We start from the raw sequence: 20,556 nt of genomic DNA on the forward strand, positions 1-20,556 counted from the left end.
AAGGGATCGTCAGACGCCCAGCACCTCGCGGAAGCGGGCGCGTGCGTCGGGCCGGTGGGCATCGGCGGCGGCGATGTCCGCCACCACGCGCCCGTGCTCCACCAGCAGATGGCGGTCGGCCAGCGGCAGCGCGAAGGGCAGGTTCTGCTCGACCAGCACGATGGTGTGCCCCTGTGCGCGCAGCTCGCCTATCGCGCGCGCCAGGGCCTGCACGATCACCGGTGCCAGGCCTTCGGATATCTCGTCCAGCAGCAGCAGGCGTGCACCGGTGCGCAGGATGCGGGCGAGCGCCAGCATCTGCTGTTCGCCGCCGGACAGGCGCGTTCCCGGGCTGGCGCCGCGCTCGCGCAGGTTGGGGAACATCGCGTAGATCTGCGCCAGGCTCGCGCCGCCGGGGCGGAGCAGGGGCAGCAGCAGCAGGTTCTCTTCGCAGCTGAGGTTGGCGAAGATACCGCGCTCCTCCGGGCAATAGCCCAGCCCCAGGCGGGCCACGGCATGCGAGGGCAGCCCGATGGTTTCGCGGCCGTAGACCTGCACCGAGCCGGCCCGCCGTCCGGTCAGGCCCAGGATGGCGCGCAGCGTGCTCGTGCGGCCGGCACCGTTGCGGCCGAGCAGGCTGACGACCTCGCCCTCGCGCACCTCGAAGTCCATGCCGTGGAGCACCTGGGCGTCGCCGTAGTGCGCGGTGAGGCCGCGCACGCGCAGCACTTCAGGCCGGGATTCAGCCATGGCCGTGCTCCTCCGCGCCGCCGAGCACGGGGGTGCTGCCGCCCATGTACGCCTCCACCACGCGCGGGTCGCGCGACACGGCCTCGTAGCTGCCTTCGGCCAGCACCTGGCCGCGCTGCAGCACGGTGATGGTGTCCGCGATGCGCGAGACCACCTGCATGTTGTGTTCCACCAGCAGCACGGTGCGGCCCTGGGCTACGCGCTGGATCAGCGTGGTGACCGCCTCCACGTCCTCGTGGCCCATGCCCTGCGTCGGCTCGTCCAGCAGCATCAGCTCGGGCTCCAGCGCCAGCGTGGTCGCCAGCTCCAGCGCGCGGCACCGGCCGTAGGACAGCTCGCTCGCCGGCACGCCGGCCTGCGCGGCGAGGCCGACCTGCTCCAGCAGTTCCATGGCGCGCGGATGCAGCGCGCGCAACGAGCGGTTGCTGCGCCAGAAGCAGAACGAGGCACCGCTGCGCCGCTGCAGCGCGATGCGCACGTTCTGCAGCGCGGTCAGGGCCGGGAAGGTCGCCGAGATCTGGAAAGACCGCACCATGCCGCGCTGTGCCAGCGCCGCCGGCGCGGCATGCGTGATGTCGACGCCGTTGTAGTGGATCGTGCCGGCGCTGGGCTCGAGGAACTTGGTCAGCAGGTTGAAGCAGGTGGACTTGCCGGCGCCGTTGGGGCCGATCAGCGCGTGGATGCTGCCGCGACGCACCTGGAGGTCCACGTCCTGCACCGCGGTGAAGCCCATGAAGCGCCGGGTCAGGCCGCGCGTGCGGAGGATCAGGTCGTCCGTGCCTGGACGTGGGAAGGTGGGATCGTGGCCCGGCATGTCTCGCTCCGTCGTTGGAATGTGGGCGAATGCTAGGCAGCGGCCGGTGTGGCAACAAACGATTAAATCGGAAGCTTTCCTTGAGTTTTCTGCAAGCGAGAAGCGGCCGCTTCGCTTGCGCCGTGCTCAAGCAAGGCGGGCCGATTTCTCGTTTGAGGGCACCTGCCGTCCCGGCCTAGCATGCGCCGCATCTTTTACACGGAGACATGCCATGCAGGACACGATCGGCTTCATCGGACTGGGCGCCATGGGGCGGCACATGGTCCCCCACCTGCTGCGCGCAGGCTTTGCGGTGTTCGTCTGCGACACCAGCGAGCAGGCCGCGGCCGCCATGGTGGCGCAGGGCGCCGTTCGCTGCGACATGCCGCGCCAGGTGGGCGACAGCGCCGACGTGGTGCTCACCTGCCTGCCCACCCCGGACGTGGTGGAGCAGGTGGTGGTCGGCGAGAACGGCGTGGCCGAAGGCGGCCGCGTGCGCGTGGTCGTCGACCATTCGACCACCGGGCCCAGCATGGCGCGCAGCCTGGCGCGGCGCCTGGGCGCGCGCGGCATCGCCTCGCTCGATGCGCCGCTGGCCGGTGGCGTGCCCGGCGCCGAGGCGGGCACCCTGTCGGTCATGGTCGGGGGCGATGCACAGGCCTACGCGCGCTGCGAGCCGGTGTTTCGCAGTTTCGGGCGCAAGGTGGTTCACGTGGGCCGGGAGCCCGGGCTGGGCCAGGTGCTCAAGCTGGTCAACAACATGACGGTGGCCGCCACGCTGGTGGCGACGACCGAGGCGGTGCTGTTCGGCATCAAGAGCGGGCTGGAGGCCGGCCTGCTGCTGGACATGCTGAATGCCAGCACGGCACGCAGTTTCGCCAGCGAGTCACTGTTGGGCCAGGACGTGGTTCATCGGCGCTTCGACTTCGGCTTCCGGATCGAGCTGATGCGCAAGGACCTGCGCCTGTTCCTGCAGGAGGCCGAGGCAGCCGGCACGCCCGCCTTCACCAGCGCGCTGACCAAGCAGTTCTTCGACCATGCAATCGCCGCGGGGCACGCCGACCACGACATGACGCACGTGGTGCAGGTCCTGGAGCGCATGGCCGGCGTCGAGATCGCGCGCTGAGCGCGCGCACCCCCTACAACTTCACCCGCCCCGCATCCACCAGCTTCTGCGTCAGCGCCAGCTGGTCCTTCATGAAGCGCTGCGTCTTGTCGCCATTCCACGGCGCCGGCTCGAAGCCCAGTTCCAGCAGCTTGGCACGCACGTCGGGCATCACGAGGATGCGTGCCAGCTCTGCCGTCAGCTTGTCGACGATGGGCTTCGGCGTCTTCGCGGGCACGAAGGCGGCGGCCCAGCCGGGCATGTCGACCTGCGGGTAGCCCAGCTCGGCGAAGGTCGGCACGTCGGGGTAGGCAGGGAAGCGTGCGGCGCCGGCCACGGCCAGGGGCTTGATCTTGCCGGGGTAGCGGTTCACGCCGCCGACCGACACCACCGCCGCATCGATCTGTCCGCCCAGCAGATCCTGCAGTGCCGGCGCCTCGCCCTTGTAGGGCACGTGCACGGTGTTGATGCCGGCCGCCATGTTGAACAGCTCGCCGACGAAATGCCCGCCCGAGCCCTGGCCGTAGGAGCCGTAGGAGATCCTGCCGGGCCGGGTCTTGGCGAGCGCCACGTACTGCTTGAGCGTGGACACCGGCAGGCTCTCGCGGATGCCGATGGCGATCGGCGTGAGCGCGAGCATGCCCACCGGCTGCAGGTCCTCCAGCCGATAGCCCGGCTTCGGCATCAGCACCGTGTTGCTCAGCAGCGCGCTGTAGCCCACCAGCACGGTGTGGCCGTCGGCCGGCGCCTGCGACACGGTCGCGGCGGAGATCGCGCCGCTCGCGCCGGGCTTGGATTCGACGATGCAGGGCTGGCCCCAGGCCTCGGTCAGCTTCTGGCCGATGAGCCGCATCATGGTGTCGTGGCCCCCGCCCGCAGGCGTGGGAATCACGAACCTGATGACCGACGAAGGAAAGGGCTGCGACGGCCCCTGCGCCCGCGCAAGCGGCAGGGCGCCGGCACCGAGCGAGCCGATGGCGGCGAGCGCGTGGCGTCGGGTGAAGTTCATGCGATGTCTCCTTGTGTGATGGATTCGGCTGCTATACGATCGCTGTCGATCATTGGTTCAACCATAGATTAAACAGCAAAGTGAACGATTCATCCACCCCTGCCGCGGCGCCTGCCGGCGGGTTCGATGCGGTGCAGGCTGGGCGGCAGCGAAGGAGACCCGATGACGAACCGCCTCCCCACGACGATGCGCGCATGGCGCGTCGAAGCTCTTCGCGCTGCGCATGGCGGGCCGGCTGCAGCCCGGCGACACGCTGCTCGTGCATGCCGCCGCGGGCGGCGTGGGCAGCGCCGCGCTGCAACTGGGCAAGCTGATGGGCGCGCGCGTCATCGCCACCGCGGGCAGCGCGCGGAAAGTGCAGGCCTGCCTGGACGCTGGTGCGGATGCCGTGCTGGACTATGGCGACCCCGGTTGGGTCGAGGCCTTCCGCCAGATGGCGCCGGGCGGCGCCGACGTCATCTACGACCCGGTGGGCGGCGAGGTGGGCGCGCAGAGCCTGCGCTGCCTGGCCTACGGCGCGCGCTACCTCGTCATCGGATTCGCCGGCGGCACGCTGACCCAGCTGCCGGCCAACCGGCTGCTGCTGCACAACGCGAGCGCGGTCGGCGTGCTGTGGGGCGAGGTGCGCAAGCGCGACACCGCGCTGGCGGCGCAGCTCACGCGCGAGGTCTGCGACCGGCATGCCCAGGGCCGCATCCGGCTCATGCCCGGGGCTTCGTTCGCGTTCGCGGAGGCGCGCGAGGCGCTTGCCGCGCTCGAGGGCCGATCCACGGTCGGCAAGGCCTGGCTGCGGGTGTCGCAATAGCGGCGTGCAAGGCGAAGCAAACCGCAACCAGATCGCCCGCCTCGAGCTGGCGCCTCACTGAAAGGACCCACCCTCATGTACATGCCACCTGATACCCGGCTCAAGCTGGACCCGCGCGACGAATACACGCACCCGCCGGAGCCGGTAGGTCACTACAACGAGAGCATGTATTTCAATGCCTTCGACGCCGCGCGCCGCATCGGCGCGTGGGTGCGCATCGGCAACCGGCCCAATGAGGGGCATGCGGAGATGAGCTGCTGCGTCTACCTGCCCGATGGGCGGGTGGGCTTCATGTTCGGCCGTCCTGCCATCACCGGCAACGAGCGGATGGCTGCGGCCGGGATGGTCTTCGAGGTGATCGAGCCGTTCAAGCGGCATCGTGTGAGCTACGAGGGCGAGCTGCTGCTGATGGACGATCCGCTGGCCATGGCTGACCCGAGCGCGGCCTTCAAGCGCTACCCGAAGCGGCCGGCCTCGATCGAGCTGGACTTCGAGGGGGTGTCACCGATGCATGGCGGCGAGATCGTCGACCTGGAGGGGAAACCCATCGTGCCGGACCCGGCGCATGCGGTCTATCGCGGCCATACCGAACAGAACATGGCGGTGAATGGGTACATCACCGTGGATGGTGTGAAGCATGAACTGGTGGGCGGCACCGGCTATCGCGACAAGTCCTGGGGGCCGCGGCACTGGCACAGCTTCTTTTGGTACAAGTGGCTGCCCGTCACCTTCTCGCGCGACTTCGGCATCCTGCTGTCGATCAAGGGGCGGCCGGAGGGCGGCGCGAATCGCGTCAGCGGCAACGTGCTGCGGGAGGGCGTGTACGAGCCGGTGGTCGATGGGCGCATCGAGACCGAATACGACGCCGCGTGGATTCCGCGCGGGCTCACGGCGTGGGTGACGACCGAGCGGCAAACCTACGTGATGAAGGGGCGCGTGCTGACCACGGTGCCGCTGCGGCATCGGCGCGTGGGGGCGAGCGACTTCCGGACGTACACGCGCATCACCGAGAGCTTGACGGAGTTCGACTGCGATGGGCGGACCGTGCTGGGGATGACGGAGTACTGCGACCTGATGAACGACGGCGTGCCGATCTCGGAGCAGCGGCCACCGGCGTGAGCTCCTGCAGCGTGTAGCCGGGGGACTTCGCCGTCAGGCTGGTGAGCACCAGGCTGCTGAGCGACAGCACCATCGTGTGGCCGTCCGGCGGCGCCTTGGCGACCAGGGCGTAGGCGACGGCGCCGCCGGCGAGGACGGGCGATGCGGCGGCGAGGGTGCGCAGGGCCTGGCGTCGGGCGGGGGGGGGTGCGTGCCTTGTCTCCGTTGATGAGTCAGGCCCGCCTGCGCGTCCAGGCGGGGTTGTCGATGGCCAGCGCGTCGCGCAGGCTCTCGCGCAGGTGCTGCAGCAGGGCCTCGTCCGCCAGGTCGAAGGAGCCCGCCTCGATGCGCCGCGCGAGTTCCGCGCGCAGCGCGGGCAGGTCGTCCGATCCGCTGTCCAGCAGCGCCTGCAGCCGTGCCTGCTCGGCGGCGTCGGCCGCATCGCCGAGTGCGAGCTCGCGGGTCAGCAGGCGCAGCACGTTGACGATGACGCGCGTGCGAAAGCGCGGGAAGCCGGCGAGCGCGGGCAGCACGTCGCGCTCGAGGTCGTCGGCTGCGGCCTGCAGCAGTGTGGCGGCGGAGGGGACGAAGGCGGGCATGGGGCGTCCTCCTCAGTCCTTGGCGGTGGCGAGCGTCATGAAGTCCCACAGCGGTTCTTCCAGCCGCCGGCCGACGGCGGCAAGCTCGCTGCTCGCGGGCTGCCCGTCGGCGCCGCGCGCCAGGCCGCGCCGCACGCAGGAGATGGCCCACTTGAGGTTGGACATCGCTTCCCAGAAGCGAACGCGCCGCGGGTCGACGCGCATGCCGCTCGCGCGTTCGTAGGCCGCATAGAGGTCCTCGCGCATGCCGAATCCGCCTGCCTCGCCTTGGCCGCCGAAGCGCCAACTGCGCGTGCACAGCACGCCCAGGTCGTGCATCGGGTCGCCGATGCGCGCGATCTCCCAGTCGAGCACGGAGCGCACGCCCTCGGCCGGGTCGACGATCAGGTTGCCGGTGCGGAAGTCCGCATGCACGACGCGGGCCTCGTCGTCCGGCGGCAGGCGTTCGCCGATCCAGCGCATCGCATACGACAGGGCAGGGTGGACGAAGGGATGTTCCTTGAGCAGGCCTCCATAGACAGCGAGCTCGTCGGCGGGGCCGAGGCGCGCCAGGAAGCTCAGCCCGTCCGAGGGCATGCGGTGGATGGCGGCGAGGATCTCGCCGCACTGCGCCGCCAGGCGTGGGCGCACGGCGTCGAAGGCGTGGTCGGCCACGATGCGCTTGCCGAGCGTTTCGCCCTCGATGCGCTCCGTGATGTAGCCGCTGCCCAGCTTGTCGGCGGGCGTGAGCACGTGCACGACGCGCGGTGCGGGCACGCCGGTGGCGCGGGCGGCGATCATCAATGCAGCGTCTTCCTCCGCCGTGAGCTTGGGCGGGCGGCGTGCCGGGCTGCCGATGTCCGGTGCGCGCGGCGGGGTCTGCTGGAGGATCAGCGGATGGCGGCCTTCGGCGTCGAGCCAGTCGAAGGACCAGGTGGTTTTTGTGGCGCCGCCGGTGAGGCGGGTCAGGGATTGCACCTCGCCCCGAGGGCCGGCGCGCGCGAGCACGGCTGCCAGCGCGTTGCGTGTTTCCTCCGGGCTCATGGCAGGACCTCGTTCGGTCTTTGTTTTGGCCTTGCTGTTTGATTGGCGCAGGGGCCGGGAATTCGCCGCAGAGGGAGAGGGAGCAAGACCGTGCTCATGCAGCAGCCAACGCCGCAGCAGCAGCAAGGCGCTCCCGGCATTGGAGAACCATGCGCTCGATCAACTCTCCGCACGACGGAATGTCGTCGATCAGCCCCGCCACCATGCCGGCCCAGATCACCCCGTCCGTGACATCGCCGCTCTCCAGCGCCGCCCGCCCCCGCTGCCCGTTGACCAGCGGCCGCAGCACCTCGAACGCCGCACCGCCCGGCCGGTGTTCCAGCTCGAGCACTTCCTCCGACACCGGGTTGAGCAGCACGCGCGAGCTGTTGCGCAGGGTGCGCATGATCAGCCGCGTCTCGTTCTCCCGCGCATCGAGCAGGGCCTGCTTGACCTTGTCGTGCACCGGCGCCTCGCGCGTGGCGACGAAGCGCGTGCCCATGTTCACCCCCTCGGCGCCGAGCGAGAGTGCCGCCGCCATGCCGCGGCCATCGGCGATGCCGCCGGAGGCGATCACGGGCACGCGGAGGACCGACACCGCGGCCGGGATCAGCACCAGGCCGGGAACGTCCTCCTCGCCCGGGTGGCCCGCGCATTCGAAGCCGTCGATGCTCACGATGTGCACGCCGCGCTTCTCGGCCGCCAGCGCGTGGCGCACCGAGGTGCACTTGTGCAGGATCACGATGCCCGCATCGCGCAGGCGCTGGAACACCTCGACGGGCACGTTGCCCGCCGTCTCCACGATGCGGATGCCGTGTTCGACGATCACGTCGAAGATGCGCTCGTAGGGCGGCGGGTTGACCGTCGGCAGCATGGTGACGTTCACGCCGAAGGGCTTGTCGGTCATCGCGCGGCAGCGCTCGATCTCGCGGCCCAGGTCCTCGGGCGTGGGCTGCGTCAGCGCACCCAGCGTGCCCAGGCCGCCCGCGTTGGAGACGGCCGCGGCCAGCTCGGCGCGGCCGACCCATTGCATGCCGCCCTGGACGATGGGGTAGCGGATGCCCAGCAGTTCGGTGATGCGGTTCTTCATGTGCGTCTCAATCCAGCCGGATGTCGTTTTCCTTGGCGATCTTGGCCCAGCGCTTCAGGTCCTCCTGCAGGAACTGCGTGAACTCGGTGTTCGTGTTGGCCACGGGCTCGTAACCCAGCTGGTGGATCTTGGCCAGCACGTCCGGCATGGCGGTGATGCGGCGGATCTCCTGCACGTACTTGTCGACGATCGGCGCGGGGGTGCCGGCGGGAAGGAACATCGCGCCCCAGCCGGGCAGGTTGATGTCGGGATAGCCCAGCTCGGCGAAGGTCGGCAGGTCGGGGAAGGTCTTCAACCGATGCGGCGCCGCTACCGCGATCAGCTTGACCTTGCCCGTGGCGATCTGGTTGGCATAGAAGCCCACCGACCCGTAGGCCAGCGCGATGTCGCCGCTGGCCACGTCCGTGAAGGAGGCCGCCTCGCCCTTGTAGGCGGCGTGCTTGATGCGGATCCCCGCGGCCTTGTTGAGGCCCTCGCCGATGAGGTGCGCGCCGGAACCCACGCCATAGCTGCCGAAGGTGTACTTCTCCGGGTCCTGCTTCGCGAGCTTGACCACGCCCGGCAGGTCGCTGGCCGGCAGGGCCGCGTTGGCCGCGAGCGCGATCGGGAAGCTGGCCACCAGCGACACCGGGGCGAGGTCGCTCAGTTTGTACTGCGGGTTGGACTGCAGCACCACGTTCTGGATGAAGCCGCTGATCGTGAAGAGCGCGGTGTAGCCGTCGGCCGGCGACTTGGCGACCGCGGTGGTGGCGAGGATGGTGTTGGCACCGGGCTTCGATTCGACGATGACCTGCTGGCCCCAGGCCTCGGTCAGCTTGGCGGCATAGAGGCGCGCCAGCACGTCCATGTTGCCGCCGGGGGCGGTGGGGATCACGATGCGGATCGGCTTGGCCGGGAAGGGCGCGTTCTGCGCTGCCGCAGGAAGGGCCGCGCCCAGGGCCAGGGCGGCGGCCAGGAACGCGCGGCGCGCGTGCCAGAAGTGCTTGGGCATGCTTGTCTCCTTGTAGGTCCGGAAATTCACCAGCTCGGCCGCGCGACGCCGTCGCCGAAGGGCTCGTCGCGCTTGCGCACCGCGGCCTTGAAGCCGAGCGCAGCCACGTCGGCGTCGAACTCCTTCTTGGCGCGCGACAGGTGGGCGCGGGCATCCATCTCGGCCGCCAGGCGCGGCAGGGTGCCGGCGCCGGCCAGCTCCAGCGCGAGGTTGACGATGCGCTTGTTGGTGGCCAGCAGCTCGGGATCGACGGTGGCGAGGCGGCGCGCCAGCGCCATCACTTCCCCGTCCAGTTGCGCCGCCGGCGCGCTCGCCACCACCAGGCCGATGCGCGCGGCATCGCTGCCGCTCACCACGTCGCCGCTGAGCAGCAGGCGCTTGGCCCATTGCGGGCCGACGTTGTAGAACCACATGTGGTTGGGCGGCGAGCCCATGGCGCGCGTGGCGGGAAAGCCGATGCGTGCGTCGTCGGCCGCGATCACCATGTCGCAGTAGAGCGCGAGGTCGGTGCCGCCGGCCACGCAATGGCCGTGCACCTTGGCGATCACCGGCTTGTGCACCACGAAGGCGGTGCGCAGCAGCTCCTGGAAGCGCTCCAGCTTCCACGCATCGTCGTCGAAGGAGCCGCTGCCGCTGCGGTAGTCGAGCGCCGCCTCGCCTTCGGCGGCATAGCGCGCATAGGCGGACTTCATGTCGTAGCCCGCACAGAAGTCGGGGCCCGCGCCTTCCAGCACGATGACGCTCACGGCGCGCAGGTCGTCCGCCTCCAGCAGCGCGGCGCGCAGCTCGACGAGCAGCTCCCACGACAGCGCATTGCGCCTGTCCGGCCGGTTGAGCGTGATGCGCGCCACCTGCTCGCGCACGTCGAAGCGCAGGTGCTCGCTGGATTGCAGCCACTTGCCCATGCGACCGCTCCTCAGATCCTGCGCCCGGCGTTCTGCCAGAACGGGTCGCGCAGCCGCCGCTTGAAGATCTTGCCGCTGTCCTCGCGCGGCAGCGTGTCGTGGAAGTCGATGCGCTTGGGCACCTTGAACTTGGCGAGCCGCGGCAGCAGGTAGGCCCGTATCTCCTCCGCGCCGAGCTGCGCGCCGGGCATCAGCTCCACGGCGGCGGCGAGCGATTCGCCGAAGTCCTCGTCGGGAATGCCGAACACCGCGCAGTCTTTCACGCCGGGGCACTGGGTCAGCACCATCTCGATCTCGGCCGGGTAGATGTTGGTGCCGCCGAAGATCACCATGTCCGAGCGGCGGTCGCAGAGGTACAGGCGGCCCTCCTTCATGTAGCCCACGTCGCCCAGGCTGATCAGGCCGTCGCGCTCCACGCTCCGGCGCTTCTCCTCGTGATTCAGATAGGTGAAGTCGGCATACGCCGGCACGCGCGCGTAGATCTCGCCGGTCTCGCCCTCGGGCAGGCGGCGGCCCTCTTCGTCGTAGAAGGCCATGCGCGTGCCGGGCGTGGGCACGCCGACGCAGCCGGGATGCTCCAGCCAGTCCTGCGGTGTGGCGAGGGTGGCGGTGCCGACCTCGGTGCCGCCGTAGGTCTCGTAGACCACCGGGCCCCACCAGTCCATCAGCTCCTTCTTCACCTCGCGCGGGCAGGGCGCGCCGGTGTGCGTGACCCAGCGCAGCGAGCGCACGTCGTGGCGCGCGCGCACCTCGGGCGGCAGCTTGAGCATGCGCACGAACATGGTGGGCACCATCACCGCGTTGTCGATGCGGTGCTTCTCGATCAGCGCGAGCGTCTCTTCGGGGTCGAACTTGGACTGCAGCACCAGCACGTCGGCCGTCATCAGCGCCTGGCGGCCGTAGGCGTTGGGCGAGGCGTGGTAGAGCGGGCCGCTCACCAGCGCGCGCACGCCGGGCTGGAGGCCGTACACGCTGGCGAAGAGTTCGACGTAGGCCTTGCTCTCCTCCGGCGTGGCGGGCTGGCGCTTCACGCCCTTGGGGTGGCCGGTGGTGCCGGACGTATAGATCATGGTCGCGCGGGCGCGCCGAGGCGGCGCCTGCAGCGGCTCGAAGCGCTCGGCCCATTCGCGCCAGACCGTGTCGCCCGGCGCCGGGCGGGCCGCCTCCGCGGAGACGCCGTAGCGCTGCTGGATCTCCGGCGGCGTCGGCACCACGAAGACCTGGATGCCTGGCGGGACCAGCGTGCGGATCGGCGCCAGCAGATCCGCGTGCGCCACCAGCACCTTGGGCCTGGCGTCCTCCAGCACGTAGATGACTTCGTCCGTGCGGCCATGCCAGTTCAGCGGCACGCCATAGGCGCCGACCGCGGCGGCGGCCTGCTGCACCTCGAAGAAGGCGAAGTCGTTGCGCAGCAGCAGGGCGACGGTGTCGCCTTCGCGCACGCCGAGCTGCTCGAAGCCGGCGGCCGCCTGCTGCGCGACGCGCAGCACCTCGTCGCGCGTCATGCCGCGGTCGTCGAGGTAGATCATGGGAGTGGTGCTCATGGGCGAGGGTCCTCAGTTCAGGGCGGCGGCAAGGCGCGCGGCGTGCGCATCGGCATCGCCGAAAAGCTGGTCGAGCACGTGGATGCGGCGCAGGCAGTGGCCGACGGCGTATTCCTCGGTCATGCCGATGCCGCCGTGCAGCTGGATCGCGCCGTGCGCCACCAGGCGCGCATTGCGGCCGACCGAGAGCTTGGCGCGGTGCAGGTCGAGGAGGCTGTCCTCGCCTTGCGGGTCGTCGGCCGCGACGGCCGCGGCCATGGCCATGCTGCGCGCCATCTCCAGCGCGACCAGCATCTCGGCCGCGCGGTGGCGCAGGGCCTGGTTCTCGCCGATCAGGCGGCCGAACTGCTTGCGTGTGCGCAGGTACTCCATCGCCAGTTCGAAGGCCGCCTCTGCGGCACCGGTCATGTCGGCGCAGACGGCGGCGATGCCGGCGGCCGTCGCGCCTTCGATGGCGCGGCGGGCCTGGGCGCCGTCGTGCGGGTCGGCCAGCGGCTCTGCGACAGCGGCGTTGAGTGTGAGCTCACCGGCCGTGGTCTCGTCGACCAGGCGGAACTCGCGCAGTGCGACGCCGGCGCTGCCGGCATCGACCAGGAACAGCGCGCACCCATCCGCATCGGCCGGCGCACCGGCGATGCGGGCGCTGACGACAAACTGCCCTGCCGCCCCTGCGGCCAGCACGTTCGACTTGGTGCCATCGAGCACCCAGCGACCATCCCGGCGCTCGGCGCGTGTCGTCACCCACAGCGGCGCATGGCGGCCGGCGGGTTCGTCGTGCGCCCAGGCCAGCACCCGCTCGCCGCTGGCCAGGCCGGGCAGCAGCCGCGCCTGCGTGGCCTCGTCCGCGCCCAGGCGCAGCGCCGTGCCCGCCAGCACCGTGCTGGCGAGATAGGGCTCCATCGACAGCGACCGGCCGAAAGCCTGCATCACCGGCAGCAGATCGCGCGCGCCGCCGCCGAAACCGCCATGCGCTTCGGGCACCGGCAGCGCCGTGAGCCCCAGCTCGGCCAGGCCTGCCCAGGTTTTCTCGTCGTGCGCCGCGCCCGACGCCGCGAGCGTGCGCCGCTTCTCGAAGGCGTAGCGGTCGGCCAGCAGGCGCGAAAGGCTCTGCGCGAGCGCCGACTGGTCCTCGTTCAGTTCGAAGTTCATGTGTGCGTGCCCTATCCGACGATGGCCTTGGCCAGGATGTCCTTCTGCACTTCGGTCGTGCCGCCGTAGATGGACGCTGCGCGCGAATAGAAGTAGCGCGGCGTGATCGGGCCGTGCGCCACGTCCTCGGCCGAGCGGCGCTCCAGCCCCCCGGGCCCGGCGATGCGCGCCAGCAGGGCGTTGATCTCCTGCTGCAGCTCGGTGCCCTTGAGCTTGAGCACCGAGGCGAAGGCGGGCAGGCGCTGCTGCTCGCTGTCGGTGAGCAGGAAGCGCCAGTTGGTGATTTCCAATGCGCGGGTCTCGGCTTCCAGCACGGCGATCTCGGCGCGCAGCTTCGGGTCGTCCAGCAGCGGCCGGCCTGCCTGCGTGCAGCGGCCCGCGAGCGCGCGGGCGTAGTCGAGCCGCTCCCGGCACAGGCCCACGTTGGCGATGCCGGTGCGCTCGTTGGACAGCAGGAACTTCGCGCAGTCCCAGCCCCTGTTCTCCTGGCCGACCAGGTTGCCGACCGGCACGCGCACTTCGTCGAAGAAGACCTCGTTGAGGTGATGCTCGCCGTCGATGGAGCGGATCGGGCGGATGGTGATGCCGGGCGTGCGCAGGTCGATCAGCAGGAAGGAGATGCCTTCCTGTTTGCGCGCCTCGGCATCGGTGCGCACGAGCGCGAACACCCAGTCGGCCAGGTGCGCGGTGGTGGTCCAGATCTTCTGGCCGTTGACGACGTAGTGGTCGCCGTCGCGGCGCGCGGCGGTGCGCAGCGACGCCAGGTCGGAGCCGGAGCCGGGTTCGGAGAAACCCTGGCAGAACCACAGGTCGAGGTTGGCCAGGCGCGGCAGGAAATGGTCGCACTGCGCCGGCGTGCCGAACTTCATCAGCACCGGGCCGAGCATGCCGACGTTGAAGACCTGCGGCAGCGGCGCGGGCGCGCGGTAGATCTCGTCCAGCAGGATCAGGCGTTCCATCGCACCCATGTCGGCGCCGCCGTAGCGCTTCGGCCAGTGCGGCGCGGCCCAGCCGCGTTCGTTGAGGATGCGCTGCCAGGTCACGGTGTCCTGCTTGCGTGGCGGATGTCCGGCGCGCAGCCTTTCGCGGATATCCGCAGGCAGGCGAGACCGGATGAAGGTGCGCACCTCGTCTCGGAAGGCGCGCTGTTCGGAGGTCAGGGCGAGGTCCATGCGAATCATCTTATGGTTCAACCAATGAATATGCAATACTGTGGAACCCGAAAAGGACCCGCCCCATGCCGAACGACGATTCGCTTTTTCAACCCGTGCGCACGCGCCGCGGCTTCGAGGCCGTGTGCGACCGCATCCGCGATCAGTTGATGAGCGGCGAGCTGAAGCCGGGCGACCAGCTGCCCGGCGAGCGCGAGCTGGCCGAGCGCTTCGGCATCGGCCGGGCGGCCGCGCGCGACGCACTGCGCAGCCTGGAGGTGTCCGGCGTGGTGGAAGCGCGCAAGGGCATCCAGGGCGGCTTCTTCATCCGAAGCGGCGGCAGCGGTGGGCTCGCGCAGACGGTGCAGGACATGGTGTCGCTGGCCCAGGCCTCGCTGGAGAACGTGATGGAGGCGCGCACCGAGATCATCTGCGTGGCGATCCGCCTGGCCTGCCCGCGCGCCACCGACGAGGAGTTCGACGCGATCCAGCGCGACATCGACCTGCACACCGACCTGTTCCGCCTGGGTCGCGCCTCGCGCAACACGCAGTCGGTGATCGAGTTCTACCGGTTGATTGCGCAGGCCACGCACAACCCGCTGGTCCCGATGATGGTGGATGCGCTGTCGGAGGTGTACCGCGCCATGCTCGCGAGCGTGGACCCGCGGCCCAACAAGGACATCATGGTGGTGCGCCAGCGCGTGCTGGACCTGATGCGCCGCCGCGATGCGCAGGCGGCCTCAGACGCCATGCAGGAGCATCTGCGCAGGGTGACGGAGTACCTCATCAGCGAGCGCGACAAGAAGCAGAAGCGGCCTGCACCGGCCCGGTCGTGAGCCGGGGCTTCAAGCCGTCACCAGCACGACCTTGCCGGTCGTGCCGCGCGAGGTGATGCTGCGCATCGCCTCTACCGCGCGCGGCAGCGGATAGCGGCCCGAGACCAGCGGCCGCACCCGGCCCTGCTCGTAGAAAGCCAGCACCTGTTGCAGATTGGCCCGCGCCTGCGGCCAGCTGCCGTCGCGCCACACGTCGTAGCGCACGCCCAGGATGTCGAAGCCCTTCACCAGCGGGTAGTTGACCTTGATCTCCGGAATGCGGCCGGCGGTGAAGCCGATCACCAGGTAGCGGCCGTCGAAGGCCATGCAGCGCACCGCCTCGTCGAAGGCATCGCCGCCGACCGGATCGTAGGCCACGTCCACGCCGCGACCGCCGGTCAGCGCCTTGACCTCCTCGCGCCAGCCGGGCCGCGTGTAGTCGACGGCGTGCTCGGCGCCATGCGCCAGGCACAGGGCGCGCTTCTCCGGCGTGCTGGCCGCGGCGATCACGCGCGCGCCCATGGCCTGGCCGAGCTGCACGGTCGCGAGGCCGACGCCGCCCGCCGCGCCGAGCACCAGCAGCCATTCGCCGGGCGCGAGCCGGCCGCGCTGCTGGAGCGCATAAAGGGTGGTGCCGTAGACCACCGGCGTGGCCGCGGCCTCCTCGAAGCTCATGCGCGAGGGCAGGGCGAACACGCGCGCGGCATCCAGCACGATCTGCTCGGCGAAGCCGCCGCCACGCGCGTCGGACACGCCCATCACGCGATCGCCCGGCTTGACGGCATTCACCTCGGTGCCGACCGCCTCGACCACGCCGCCCGTTTCGCTGCCCGGCACCCAGGGCAGCGGCGGTTTGATCTGGTGCAGGCCCTCGACCTTCAGCGAATCGGGGAAATTCACGCCCGCGGCATGCACGCGGATGCGCACCTCGTGCGGCAGCAGCGGGCGAGCGGGCAGCTCGGCGTAGTCCAGCTGGTCGACGGGACCGAAGCTGCGGCAGACGATGGCTTTCATGGTTCAGGATTGCGATGTAAATGGTCAAACCAGACAATGACACGACCAAGAAAGCCGATCCATCTTGTGAAGCGCCTGCCGCGGGTGGATGGCTATCGTGCAGGGCACGGCGGCCGTCAGTCCATCGTGATGTTGTTGGCCTTCACCACCTTGCCCCACAGGGCGTGGTCGGCGCGGATGATGTCGCCCAGTTCCTTCGCGCCGCCTCGGGGCACGACGTAGACGGCGCGGAACTTCTCCTGGATCTCCGGCTGCGCGATCACCTTGGCGACCGCGTCGCTCATGCGGGCGATCACCTGCGGCGGCGTGCCGGTGCGCGCCACCAGGCCGAACCAGGTCTCGGTGTGGTAGCCCGGCACCACTTCCGAGATGCTCGGCACGTCGGGCAGCAGCGGGCTGCGCTGGGCGGTGGACACGCCCAGGATGCGCATCTTGCCGTCCTTGACGAAGCCGGCGGTCACCGACGAGGGCGTCGACAGCATGTACTTGGTCTGGCCCGCGAGCAGCCCTTGGGCGGACGGACCGGCACCGGGGTAGGGCACCATCACCATCTTCCGGATGCCGGCCGCCTCGTGGAAGGCCTCCATCGCGAGCTGGCCGACGCCGCCCAGTGCGGATGCGCCCCACTCGAGCGAGCCCGGGTTGGCCCGTGCCTGCTGCACGAACCGCGCGAGCGTCCCGGGCATCGAGGGATTCGTCATCAGCACCATGGGCGAGGTGCCCAGCAGCGAGACGGGCACGAAGTCCTTGACTGCGTCGTAGCTCGGCTTGCGCTGCACCAGCGGCACGGTGACCAGGCCGCTGCCGTGCAGCAGGAAGGTGTAGCCGTCGGCCGGCTGCTGGGCGACATACTGCGACGCGATGGCGCCGCCCGCGCCGGCCTTGTACTCCATCACCACCGGCTGGCCGAGGATCTTCTGCAACGGCTCCTGGATGTAGCGTCCCAGAACGTCGTTGGTGCCGCCCGCGGCAGCAGGCACGATGAACTTGACGGGGCGCTCGGGCCAGTGGTCCTGGGCCGGCGCGGGGCCGGCGGCGGCCAGGGCGAGCAGGGCGCCCGCGATCAGGGTACGGCGATGCATGAGAGTCTCCTTGGTCACGGGATGATCGGTTGTATTGGCCTGAATGTCCATAGGTCTTACCAAAGCACCATACGCAGCGTATGATGGGCGCCATGAGCACCATCCACGCCACCCGCACCGTGGCCGAGCGCCAGTTCGACGTCGAGGACGCGCGCGGCCGCACCTACCGTGTCACCCGCTACGTGTGGGAGGAGGAGCGCGAAGGCGCCTGGGTCGAGCTGTGGGACATGCTGCTCACCGCCAACGGCGGCCTGGTCGACGAACTGCCTGGCGGGGGCTACTGCGTGGACGGGACCGCGACTCGGGTGCACGAGGTGCCGGGCAGTCTGCGCACCCGCGCCTCGCGGCGAATGGAAGCCGTCGTGCCGTCCGGCGCCACCGGGGCGCATTGATGGCCGCCGCGCGCCAGGGCCCCCTTGCGGGGCTGCGTGTCGTGGAGATGGCCGGCCTCGCGCCCGGCCCCTTCGCCGCAATGATGCTGGCCGACATGGGCGCCGAGGTGCTGCGCATCGACCGGCCCGAGCCTGCCGCGCGCCCGATGCCGCAGCGCTTCTGGTTCACCGACCGCAACCGCCGCTCGATCGCGCTGGACCTCAAGTCCGACGAAGGCGCGGCGCTCGCGCGGCGGCTCATCGGCCAGGCCGATGCGCTGATCGAGGGCTTCCGCCCCGGCGTGATGGAGCGCCTGGGCCTGGGCCCCGACGCATGCCTGGCGCTCAATCCGCGCCTGGTCTATGGCCGCATGACCGGCTGGGGCCAGGAGGGTCCGCTCGCGCAGGCACCGGGCCACGACATCAACTACATCGCGCTGGCCGGCGTGCTGGACTCGATCGGCCCGGCGGAAGGTCCCCCCGTCGTGCCGCTGAACCTCGTGGGGGATTTCGGCGGCGGCGGCATGTACCTCGCCTTCGGCATCGCCTGCGGCCTGATCGAGGCCGCGCGCTCGGGCCGGGGCCAGGTGGTCGATGCGGCCATGGTCGACGGCGCCGCCTCGCTGATGATGTACTTCTACAGCTACATGGCCGGCGGCAAATGGCCGGGCCGCGGCCGCGCGGCGCTGAGCGGCGCGGCGCCGCACTACGGCGTGTACGAGACGAAGGACGGCAAGTACGTCTCCGTCGGTTCTGCCGAGCCGAAGTTCTACGCGGAGCTGCTGCGCATCACCGGCCTGGACCGCGCGCCGGTGCCGGATCGCGCCGATCCCGCGAACTGGCCCGTGCTGCGCGAGCGGCTGGCCGCGGTGTTCCGCACCCGCACGCGCGACGAGTGGAGTGTGCTGCTCGAATCGTCCGAGGTCTGCTTCGCCCCCGTGCTGGACCTGCGCGAGGCCGCGGCGCATCCGCACAACGTCGCCAGGCAGACCTTCGTCGAGATCGATGGCCACGTGCAGCCGGCGCCGGCACCGCGCTTCTCGCGCACGCCGAGCGCGACGCCGCAGGCCGGCGTGGCGCCGGGGATGGATGTGCATGCGGCGCTGGAAGGGTGGGGCCTGCCGGCCGGCGAGATCGACGCGCTGGCCGCGCGCGGCATCGTGGCCTGAGGGCTCAGTCAGGGTGCGTCGGGTCGATGTCGGGCACGGCGGATTCCTTTCGGATGGCGTTGACGGGGGCTGGATCGCGTAAGTATAATGGTCTTACCAATGATACTTTAAGGCCTCCTGCCATGTTCGAACGCCTCGACAACGACTTTCCGGTGCACCAGCCGCGCCCAGCCGACGCGCCGGTGGCGCTCGAGGGCATTCGCGTCATCGACTTCAGCCACTTTCTCGCCGGCCCCTTCGCCACCATGATCCTGGGCGACATGGGCGCCGACGTGATCAAGGTGGAGACGCCCGGCCGCGGCGACGAGTTCCGCCACTACCCGCCGGTGCCCGCCGAGGCGCCCGCGCAGGGCGCGCCCTATGCCTGGGGCAACCGCAACAAGCGCAGCGTGGCGCTCAACCTCAAGAGCGCGGAGGGCGTGGCGGTGGTGAAGGAGCTGATCGCGCAGGCCGACGTGCTGTGCGAGAACTTCTCCACCGGCGTGATGGAGCGCTTCGGGCTGGACTACGCCAGCGTGAAGAAGATCAACCCGAAGATCATCTACTGCTCGGTCTCGGCCTACGGGCGCGAGGGCGCCTTCAGCGACCGGCTCGGCTTCGACCCGATCGCGCAGGCGGAAAGCGGCTTCATCTCGATGAACGGCTACCCCGACCGCCAGGGGGTGCGCACGCTCTCGCCGGTGGTGGACATCAGCACCGCGATGATGGCGTGCAATGCCATCCTCGGCGCGCTGATCGCCCGCGGCCGCACCGGCCAGGGCCAGCAGATCGAGATCGCGCTGTTCGACAACGCGGTGCTGATGACCGGCTACGCGGCCATGCAGCATCTCTACACCGGCGCGCATCCGCAGCGGCACGGCAACACCAGTCCTGACACCTGCCCCTCCGGCGTGTTCATGAGCCAGGACAAGCCCTTCTACATCAACTGCGGCAACGACAAGATCTTCCATCGCCTGGCGGCGCAGGTGCTGGAGCGGCCGGACCTGGCGAACGACCCGGTCTACGCCGAGCGCAACGGCCGCATGGGCCGGCGCGAGGAGATCTTCCAGCTGCTGGAGGAGCTCTTCGTGCAGCATCCGTGGTCGCACTGGCAGCCGCGCATGCGCGCCGCGCAGATCCCCTGCGGCGAGGTGCGCAGCGTCGGCGATGCGCTGCGCTCGCCCGAGGCGAAGGAGCGCCGGCTGGTGACGCGCATCGAGCATCCCACGCTCGGCTGGATCCCGAACGTGCGGCTGCCGATCCTCTATTCGGGCACGCCGCTGGCGGACCCGCAGGCCGCGCCGGCGGTGGGCCAGCACACGAACGAGGTGCTGGCCGAGGTGCTGGGCTACGACGACGCGCGCATCGCCGCGCTGCAGGCCAGCGGTGCGCTGGAGCCCGCCGTGGCACGCCGCCCCGTGCCGGCCGCGGCGGAGGCGGCGGCGGGATGAAGCAGCTCTCGTCCGCCGCACCGCGCGCGCTGCTGCACACGCGCCAGGTGCAGTGCACGGGCTGGGAACGCGAGGACGGGCTGTTCGACATCGAGGGGTGCCTGTCGGACGTGCGCACGCACGACCAGGACGGCGCGCGCGGCAACGTGCCGCGCCGCGCGGGCGACCCGGTCCACCTGATGTCCCTGCGCATCACGCTGGACGAGCGCTTCATCATCGTGGCGGCGGAGGCGTGCTCGCACCAGGCGCCCTTTGCCGACTGCAGCGGCATCAATGCCGCCTATGCGCAGCTCGTCGGCCTGCAGATCAAGGGCGGATTCGTCAAGGCGGTGAAGGCGCTGTTCGCCGGCCAGCAGGGGTGCACCCATCTCACCGAACTGCTCGGCCCGATGGCCACCACCGCGTTTCAGGCGATCAACCCGGCCATGGAGCTCCGGCGTGCGCAGCGCGGTGAGCCGATGGACGATCCGAAGTCCGCGGATCGGCTGCTGGACAGTTGCCATGGTCTGCGTCGCGGCGGCCACGCGGCGATCGTCCGCTGGGGGCCGCGCGGGGCCTGAGGGTTCCTGCGGTTCCTACGGTTCCTACGGTTCGAGCGTTCGGGGCGGGCCGAGGGCGGCGGGTGGCCAACTCCGCTCATGTCCCCCGGAACGGCTGCGCCGTTCCTCCTCCTTTACTTCGCTACGTTGGCCACCCACCACCCTC

General features: G+C 70.4%; 21 protein-coding genes. 8 read left to right on the plus strand and 13 right to left on the minus strand.

Going from position 1 to position 20,556, the window contains the following annotated elements; translation table 11 throughout:
• Window positions 1-9: 9 nt before the first annotated feature.
• Together A8M77_RS25935 and A8M77_RS25940 are read right to left on the minus strand one after the other, a co-directional pair.
• Window positions 10-729, minus strand: coding sequence for an ABC transporter ATP-binding protein (locus A8M77_RS25935; RefSeq protein ID WP_086924402.1), 720 nt, complete (start codon window positions 727-729; stop codon window positions 10-12).
• Complete coding sequence (locus A8M77_RS25940) at window positions 722-1,543, minus strand: ABC transporter ATP-binding protein (RefSeq protein WP_086924403.1); 822 nt, start codon at window positions 1,541-1,543, stop codon at window positions 722-724. Before A8M77_RS25940 ends, A8M77_RS25935 begins: the two co-directional genes overlap by 8 nt.
• A gap of 211 nt (window positions 1,544-1,754) precedes the next feature.
• On the opposite strand from A8M77_RS25940, the gene A8M77_RS25945 reads away from it, so the two are divergent.
• A complete protein-coding gene (locus A8M77_RS25945; RefSeq protein ID WP_086924404.1) occupies window positions 1,755-2,648 on the plus strand; it encodes an NAD(P)-dependent oxidoreductase in 894 nt (297 codons plus the stop codon).
• Between the two features lie 13 nt (window positions 2,649-2,661).
• Here A8M77_RS25945 and A8M77_RS25950 read toward each other — a convergent pair whose 3' ends face one another.
• Window positions 2,662-3,636, minus strand: a complete 975-nt coding sequence (locus tag A8M77_RS25950; RefSeq protein ID WP_086924405.1) for a Bug family tripartite tricarboxylate transporter substrate binding protein — start codon at window positions 3,634-3,636, stop codon at window positions 2,662-2,664.
• Window positions 3,637-3,859: 223 nt separating this feature from the next.
• On the opposite strand from A8M77_RS25950, the gene A8M77_RS25955 reads away from it, so the two are divergent.
• Both A8M77_RS25955 and A8M77_RS25960 read left to right on the plus strand, forming a co-directional pair.
• Complete coding sequence (locus tag A8M77_RS25955; RefSeq protein WP_086924406.1) at window positions 3,860-4,441, plus strand: zinc-binding dehydrogenase; 582 nt, start codon at window positions 3,860-3,862, stop codon at window positions 4,439-4,441.
• 75 nt (window positions 4,442-4,516) lie between these two features.
• Window positions 4,517-5,560 carry a DUF7064 domain-containing protein gene (locus A8M77_RS25960; protein ID WP_086924407.1) on the plus strand — a complete coding sequence of 348 codons (1,044 nt, stop codon included), beginning with the start codon at window positions 4,517-4,519 and terminating at the stop codon, window positions 5,558-5,560.
• A 212-nt stretch (window positions 5,561-5,772) separates the two neighbouring features.
• Here A8M77_RS25960 and A8M77_RS25965 read toward each other — a convergent pair whose 3' ends face one another.
• From A8M77_RS25965 to A8M77_RS26000, 8 genes are all read right to left on the minus strand, one after another.
• On the minus strand, window positions 5,773-6,138 hold the full coding sequence (locus tag A8M77_RS25965; RefSeq protein ID WP_086924408.1) for a DUF6285 domain-containing protein: 366 nt from the start codon (window positions 6,136-6,138) through the stop codon (window positions 5,773-5,775).
• Between the two features lie 12 nt (window positions 6,139-6,150).
• Complete coding sequence (locus A8M77_RS25970; RefSeq protein WP_086924409.1) at window positions 6,151-7,161, minus strand: phosphotransferase family protein; 1,011 nt, start codon at window positions 7,159-7,161, stop codon at window positions 6,151-6,153.
• 94 nt (window positions 7,162-7,255) lie between these two features.
• Window positions 7,256-8,230 carry an NAD(P)H-dependent flavin oxidoreductase gene (locus A8M77_RS25975; protein WP_086924410.1) on the minus strand — a complete coding sequence of 325 codons (975 nt, stop codon included), beginning with the start codon at window positions 8,228-8,230 and terminating at the stop codon, window positions 7,256-7,258.
• A gap of 7 nt (window positions 8,231-8,237) precedes the next feature.
• Window positions 8,238-9,221, minus strand: coding sequence for a tripartite tricarboxylate transporter substrate binding protein (locus A8M77_RS25980; RefSeq protein ID WP_086924411.1), 984 nt, complete (start codon window positions 9,219-9,221; stop codon window positions 8,238-8,240).
• A 26-nt stretch (window positions 9,222-9,247) separates the two neighbouring features.
• Entirely contained in the window at window positions 9,248-10,126 is an 879-nt protein-coding gene (locus tag A8M77_RS25985) for a crotonase/enoyl-CoA hydratase family protein (RefSeq protein WP_086924412.1), read from the minus strand.
• A gap of 11 nt (window positions 10,127-10,137) precedes the next feature.
• Entirely contained in the window at window positions 10,138-11,670 is a 1,533-nt protein-coding gene (locus A8M77_RS25990) for an acyl-CoA synthetase (protein WP_086924413.1), read from the minus strand.
• Between the two features lie 12 nt (window positions 11,671-11,682).
• Window positions 11,683-12,819, minus strand: a complete 1,137-nt coding sequence (locus tag A8M77_RS25995; protein ID WP_086924414.1) for an acyl-CoA dehydrogenase family protein — start codon at window positions 12,817-12,819, stop codon at window positions 11,683-11,685.
• An 11-nt stretch (window positions 12,820-12,830) separates the two neighbouring features.
• A complete protein-coding gene (locus tag A8M77_RS26000; RefSeq protein ID WP_192871683.1) occupies window positions 12,831-13,991 on the minus strand; it encodes an acyl-CoA dehydrogenase family protein in 1,161 nt (386 codons plus the stop codon).
• Between the two features lie 65 nt (window positions 13,992-14,056).
• On the opposite strand from A8M77_RS26000, the gene A8M77_RS26005 reads away from it, so the two are divergent.
• The gene (locus tag A8M77_RS26005; RefSeq protein WP_086924415.1) at window positions 14,057-14,806 is read left to right on the plus strand and encodes a FadR/GntR family transcriptional regulator; all 750 of its coding nucleotides are present in this window, start codon (window positions 14,057-14,059) and stop codon (window positions 14,804-14,806) included.
• A gap of 9 nt (window positions 14,807-14,815) precedes the next feature.
• Here the strand turns inward: A8M77_RS26005 and A8M77_RS26010 are convergent, their stop codons facing one another.
• Together A8M77_RS26010 and A8M77_RS26015 are read right to left on the minus strand one after the other, a co-directional pair.
• Complete coding sequence (locus A8M77_RS26010) at window positions 14,816-15,799, minus strand: NADPH:quinone oxidoreductase family protein (RefSeq protein WP_086924416.1); 984 nt, start codon at window positions 15,797-15,799, stop codon at window positions 14,816-14,818.
• A 116-nt stretch (window positions 15,800-15,915) separates the two neighbouring features.
• A complete protein-coding gene (locus tag A8M77_RS26015) occupies window positions 15,916-16,881 on the minus strand; it encodes a Bug family tripartite tricarboxylate transporter substrate binding protein (protein WP_158100999.1) in 966 nt (321 codons plus the stop codon).
• 92 nt (window positions 16,882-16,973) lie between these two features.
• Here A8M77_RS26015 and A8M77_RS26020 point away from each other — a divergent pair, with 92 nt between their 5' ends.
• From A8M77_RS26020 to A8M77_RS26035, 4 genes are all read left to right on the plus strand, one after another.
• Window positions 16,974-17,273, plus strand: a complete 300-nt coding sequence (locus A8M77_RS26020) for a hypothetical protein (RefSeq protein WP_143694761.1) — start codon at window positions 16,974-16,976, stop codon at window positions 17,271-17,273.
• Window positions 17,273-18,421: a CaiB/BaiF CoA transferase family protein gene (locus A8M77_RS26025; protein ID WP_086924419.1), complete on the plus strand. Its 1,149-nt coding sequence runs from the start codon at window positions 17,273-17,275 to the stop codon at window positions 18,419-18,421. Before A8M77_RS26020 ends, A8M77_RS26025 begins: the two co-directional genes overlap by 1 nt.
• Before the next feature lie 122 nt (window positions 18,422-18,543).
• The gene (locus A8M77_RS26030) at window positions 18,544-19,851 is read left to right on the plus strand and encodes a CaiB/BaiF CoA transferase family protein (RefSeq protein WP_086924420.1); all 1,308 of its coding nucleotides are present in this window, start codon (window positions 18,544-18,546) and stop codon (window positions 19,849-19,851) included.
• Window positions 19,848-20,411, plus strand: a complete 564-nt coding sequence (locus tag A8M77_RS26035) for a DUF2889 domain-containing protein (RefSeq protein WP_086924421.1) — start codon at window positions 19,848-19,850, stop codon at window positions 20,409-20,411. Before A8M77_RS26030 ends, A8M77_RS26035 begins: the two co-directional genes overlap by 4 nt.
• Window positions 20,412-20,556: the final 145 nt, after the last annotated feature.

The sequence above is a fragment of the Variovorax sp. JS1663 genome, assembly GCF_002157355.1.
In the GTDB taxonomy this organism is placed as follows: domain Bacteria; phylum Pseudomonadota; class Gammaproteobacteria; order Burkholderiales; family Burkholderiaceae_C; genus Variovorax.